Here is a 4,685-nt window from a genome sequence, read left to right on the forward strand (position 1 = left end):
CGTCCGGCCATGGCCGGACGCCCGCTGTCGTTCAGGCCCGGATCCGGGTCCGGATTCCTGTGCGAGCAAGCCCACGTTCGGCGAAAGCGGTACCGGCGGGTCCGGGCGTGCGGCAAAATCTCCAGATGGCACGCGATGTACATCTGCTCCCCAAGGCGCATCTGCATCTCCACTTCACCGGCTCCATGCGCCCCGGCACGCTCCTCGAACTCGCCGACAAATACGGCGTCCATCTGCCCGAGGCGCTGAGCGGCGGCGAGCCGCCGAGACTGCGGGCCACCGACGAGCGCGGCTGGTTCCGCTTCCAGCGGCTGTACGACATCGCGCGCTCCTGCCTGCGGGAGCCCGAGGACATCCGGCGGCTGGTGCGCGAGGCCGCCGAGGAGGACGTCGCGGACGGCTCCGGCTGGCTGGAGATCCAGGTCGACCCCACCTCGTACGCCCCGCGCCTGGGCGGGCTGATCCCGGCGCTGGAGATCATCCTCGACGCGGTCGACACCGCCGCCCGGGACACCGGGCTGGGGATACGGGTCCTGGTCGCCGCGAACCGGATGAAGCACCCCCTGGAGGCCCGCACCCTGGCCCGGCTCGCGGTGCGCTACGCGGACCGCGGGGTGGTCGGCTTCGGGCTCTCCAACGACGAGCGGCGCGGCTTCGCCCGCGACTTCGACCGCGCCTTCGCCATCGCCCGGGACGGCGGCCTCCTCGCCGCCCCGCACGGCGGCGAGCTGTCGGGGCCCGGCAGCGTCCGTGACTGCCTGGACGACCTCGTGGCGGCCCGGGTGGGCCACGGGGTGCGCGCCGCCGAGGACCCGCGGCTGCTCGCCCGGCTGGCCGACCGCGGGGTGACCTGCGAGGTGTGCCCGTCGTCCAACGTGGCGCTCGGGGTCTACGAGAAGCCCGAGGACGTACCGCTGCGCACCCTGTACGACGCCGGGGTGCCGATGGCGCTGGGCGCCGACGACCCGCTGCTGTTCGGGTCGCGGCTGGCCGCCCAGTACCAGCTGGCGCGCGAGCACCACGGCTTCACCGACGAGGAGCTGGCCGAGCTGGCGCGGCAGTCGGTGCGGGGGTCGGCGGCGCCGGAGGACGTACGGCGGCGGCTGCTGGCGGGGATCGACGGGTGGCTGGCGTCGGGCTGAGCACCTACGACTTGTCGTAGGTGCTCAGAGGCTCACGCCCACCGTCACCGGCTCGTTGACCAGCCGTACGCCGAACGCCTCCTCGACCCCGGCCACCACCTCGCGGGCCAGCGCCAGCAGGTCCTCGGTGGTGGCCTCGCCGCGGTTGGTGAGCGCGAGGGTGTGCTTGGTGGAGATACGGGCCGGGCCGGTGCCGTAGCCCTTGGTGAAGCCCGCCTTGTCGATCAACCAGGCGGCGGAGGTCTTGATCCGCCCCTCCCCCGCCGGGAAGGCGGGCGGCGCGATGTCCGCGCCGAGGCGGTCGGCGACGCGGGCCAGGAAGGCTTCGTACGCGCTCTCGGTCAGCACCGGGTTGGTGAAGAACGACCCCGCGGACCAGGTGTCGTGGTCCTCGGGGTCGAGCACCATGCCCTTGCCCGCGCGCAGCGACAGCACGGTCCGGCGGGCGGTCTCGGCGGCCACCCGGTCGCCCACCTCGACGCCGAGCACCCGGGCGGTCTCGGCGTACTTGATGGGCGCGGACGCCCCGCCCGCGTCCTCCAGCTCGAAGCGGACCCGCAGGATGACGTGGCGGTCCGGCTCGGCCTTGAAGCGGCTGTGGCGGTAGGAGAAGGCGCAGTCGGCGGCGGGGATCGTCACGACGGCGTCGGCGCGGCGGTCGTAGGCGACCACCTCGGTGAGGGTGGCGGAGACCTCCTGGCCGTACGCCCCGACGTTCTGTATCGGCGTCGCGCCCGCGGAGCCGGGGATTCCGGCGAGGCACTCGATACCGGCGAGGCCCGCCTCGACCGTACGGGCCACGGCGTCGGACCAGTTCTCGCCCGCGGCCAGCTCCAGCCGGGTGCCGTCGAGGGTGAAGCCGCTGGTCGCGATGTGCAGGGCGGTGCCGTCGAAGCCCTTGTCGGCGATGACGAGGTTGCTGCCGCCGCCGATCAGCAGCAGCGGCGTGCCGGTCGCGTCGGCCTCGCGGACCGCGGCGATCACCTCGTCGTCGGTGGTGGCCGTGATCAGCCGGGTGGCCGGGCCGCCGAGACGGAAGGTGGTGAGGGGGGCGAGGGGGGCGTCATGGAGTTCCTGCACGCGCTCCAGAGTACGGGGGCGCCCCCGGCGCGGTGCCGGGGGCGGTGCGGCGTTCACGCGGGACGCCCGGCCGTCAGGCCCTGTCCGGACCTAAGCGAGGCGGACGACGGCGCGGGCCATGCCCAGCACCTTCTGGCCCTCGCTGGTCGCCGTGATGTCCACCCGGACCGTGCGGGCGTCGTCGTCCAGCTTGGCGGCGACCTTGGCGGCCACCTCGATGAGAGCCCCCTTGTCGTCGTTCGGGACGACGACCGGCTTGGTGAAGCGCACGCCGTAGTCGACGACGGTCCCGGGGTCGCCGGTCCAGTCCGTCACCACGCGGATCGCCTCGGCCATGGTGAACATGCCGTGGGCGATGACGTCGGGGAGACCGACCTCCTTGGCGAACTTCTCGTTCCAGTGGATCGGGTTGAAGTCGCCCGACGCGCCGGCGTACGCGATGAGGTCGGCGCGGTTCACCGGGAAGACCTGCGCCGGAAGTTCGGTGCCGACCTCGACGGCGTCGTACGAGATCTTGGCGCTCATCTGCTCTCCTCCGCTTCGGCGGCGCGCGCCACCAGTTTCGTCATCGCGGTCACCACGTGCTCGCCCGCGGCGTCGCGCACCTCACCGCTGATCAGGATCACGTCGTTGCCCGCGAGCGACTTGATGTCGTCGATCCTGGTGACGACGGTGAGGCGGTCGTCCGCCTCGATGGGCCGGGTGTACGTGAACTTCTGGTCGCCGTGCACCACCCGGTTGAAGTCCAGGCCCAGCTGCGGGTCGCCGACGACCAGGTGCCGTGCGGCCTTGAAGGTGATCGCGAAGACGAACGTGGGCGGGGCGATCACATCGGAGTAGCCGAGCGCCTTGGCCGCCTCGGGATCGGTGTAGACCGGGTTGGTCTCGCCGATCGATTCGGCGAATTCGCGGATCTTCTCCCTGCCGACCTCATACGGGTCGGTGGGCGGGTAGGTCCGCCCGACGAAAGACGGATCAAGCGCCATCGCCTCGGCACCTCCTGCTGTTGATGACTAACGAAACGAGGCCACCCCCGCTGATGGGGGGCGGCCTCGAATGCAGAGTTTATGGCTATCGCGTCTCGCGGTGCGCGGTGTGCGCGTTGCAACGCGGGCAGTGCTTCTTGATCTCAAGACGATCCGGGTCGTTACGCCGGTTCTTCTTGGTGATGTAGTTCCGCTCCTTGCACTCCACGCAGGCCAGCGTGATCTTCGGGCGGACGTCGGTGGCAGCCACGTTGAGTGCTCCTTGACGAACGGATGGGATAGAAGAACGCAGTAAAGAGTAGCCGACCGGAGGACCGACCCCACAATCGGCTACTGTGTGTAGCGGTGACCGGACTTGAACCGGTGACACAGCGATTATGAGCCGCTTGCTCTACCGACTGAGCTACACCGCTTCGATGTGATCCGGACCCCGCCCGACCGGAGTCGAACGGGATGCCTCACACATCAGAGCCCCAATACGGAATCGAACCGTAGACCTTCTCCTTACCATGGAGACGCTCTGCCGACTGAGCTATTGGGGCGAGCGATGAAGACATTACACGCTCGGCCGCCGAAGGTGAAATCCGTATCGGCCCAGGGTCGGTGGGTGCGACACAGAGTGCTCACGCACCACACCGGTACGACTATTCGGCTCCTCCGCGAAGCCGCCGCCACGCGGTCCTAGGCTCGGGTCGCCCCGCGTGATCTTGCGCCGCCCCAGGAGTGCGATGCCCGAGAGCCAGCCGCCCGAGAGCCACCAGCAGCAGCCCTCCGGCAACGACGGCGGAGCGGCCGCCGGGCCCACCGCGCTGGTCCTCGGCGGCGCCCGGCTCGCCGACGGCCGAACGGTGGACGTACGGCTCAGCGGCGGGCGGATCGAGGCGGTCGGCACCACCGGCAGCCTGGTCCCCGGGCCGCGGCTCGACCTCGGCGGCTATCTGCTGCTCCCCGCCCCCGCCGAACCGCACGCCCACTGCGACACCGCCCTGACGGCCGACATCGCGGGCCCCGTCCCGCACACCGCCGAGGACGTCCAGCGGCGCACCACCGAGGCCGCCCTGCTGCACCTCGGCCACGGGGCCACCGCCGTGCGCACCCATGTGCGGATCGGCGGGGTGCACGGCCTGCGCTCCCTGGAGGCCGTCCTGGAGGCCCGGCACAGCCTGCGCGGGCTCATCGACCTCGGCGCGGTCGCGGTGCCGCGGGTGCTGACCGGGGCGGCCGGGGCGGACGGGCTCGCCATGCTGCGGGACGCCGTAGGGATGGGCGCCTCCGTGGTCGGCGGCTGCCCCGACCTCGACCCCGACCCGACCGGTCACGCCGAAGCCGTGCTCGACCTCGCCGCCCGCCACGGCTGCGCCGTCGACCTCCACACGGACGGCGACGACCCGGCCCGGCTCGCCCGGCTCGCGGCGATGGCCGGGGGCCTGCGGCCCGGCGTCACCATCGGCCCCTGCGGCGGGCTGGCCCGGCTGCC

Annotated in this window: 6 protein-coding genes and 2 tRNA genes; 2 read left to right on the forward strand and 6 right to left on the reverse strand. The window is 71.9% G+C overall.

Features of this window, described 5'->3' with window-relative positions:
* Positions 1-125 precede the first annotated feature (125 nt).
* Positions 126-1,142 carry an adenosine deaminase gene (locus EEJ42_RS33850; RefSeq protein ID WP_123105893.1) on the forward strand — a complete coding sequence of 339 codons (1,017 nt, stop codon included), beginning with the start codon at positions 126-128 and terminating at the stop codon, positions 1,140-1,142.
* A 24-nt stretch (positions 1,143-1,166) separates the two neighbouring features.
* Here EEJ42_RS33850 and EEJ42_RS33855 read toward each other — a convergent pair whose 3' ends face one another.
* The 6 genes from EEJ42_RS33855 to EEJ42_RS33880 form a co-directional block, all read right to left on the reverse strand.
* A complete protein-coding gene (locus EEJ42_RS33855; RefSeq protein WP_123105895.1) occupies positions 1,167-2,222 on the reverse strand; it encodes a UDP-N-acetylmuramate dehydrogenase in 1,056 nt (351 codons plus the stop codon).
* Positions 2,223-2,312: 90 nt separating this feature from the next.
* Positions 2,313-2,747 carry a MaoC family dehydratase gene (locus tag EEJ42_RS33860; RefSeq protein ID WP_123105897.1) on the reverse strand — a complete coding sequence of 145 codons (435 nt, stop codon included), beginning with the start codon at positions 2,745-2,747 and terminating at the stop codon, positions 2,313-2,315.
* A complete protein-coding gene (locus tag EEJ42_RS33865; protein WP_123105899.1) occupies positions 2,744-3,208 on the reverse strand; it encodes a MaoC family dehydratase N-terminal domain-containing protein in 465 nt (154 codons plus the stop codon). Before EEJ42_RS33865 ends, EEJ42_RS33860 begins: the two co-directional genes overlap by 4 nt.
* An 85-nt stretch (positions 3,209-3,293) precedes the next feature.
* Positions 3,294-3,458, reverse strand: a complete 165-nt coding sequence (gene rpmG, locus EEJ42_RS33870) for a 50S ribosomal protein L33 (protein ID WP_009715907.1) — start codon at positions 3,456-3,458, stop codon at positions 3,294-3,296.
* 90 nt (positions 3,459-3,548) lie between these two features.
* A tRNA-Met gene (locus EEJ42_RS33875) sits at positions 3,549-3,621 on the reverse strand.
* Between the two features lie 56 nt (positions 3,622-3,677).
* Positions 3,678-3,750 (reverse strand) — tRNA-Thr (locus EEJ42_RS33880).
* Positions 3,751-3,936: 186 nt separating this feature from the next.
* Here EEJ42_RS33880 and EEJ42_RS33885 point away from each other — a divergent pair.
* The coding region (locus EEJ42_RS33885; RefSeq protein WP_484422022.1) for an amidohydrolase family protein at positions 3,937-4,685 on the forward strand (749 nt) is incomplete at its 3' end.

The sequence above is a fragment of the Streptomyces botrytidirepellens genome (assembly GCF_003721215.1).
GTDB classification, from domain to species: Bacteria; Actinomycetota; Actinomycetes; order Streptomycetales; family Streptomycetaceae; genus Streptomyces; species Streptomyces himastatinicus.

What these genes read in the sequence shown, in the direction of transcription:
- EEJ42_RS33850 (WP_123105893.1), top strand. Translation starts at nt 126, where the DNA reads ATGGCACGCGATGTACATCTGCTCCCCAAGGCGCATCTGCATCTCCAC.
- EEJ42_RS33860 (WP_123105897.1), bottom strand. Translation starts at nt 2,747, where the DNA reads ATGAGCGCCAAGATCTCGTACGACGCCGTCGAGGTCGGCACCGAACTT.
- EEJ42_RS33865 (WP_123105899.1), bottom strand. Translation starts at nt 3,208, where the DNA reads ATGGCGCTTGATCCGTCTTTCGTCGGGCGGACCTACCCGCCCACCGAC.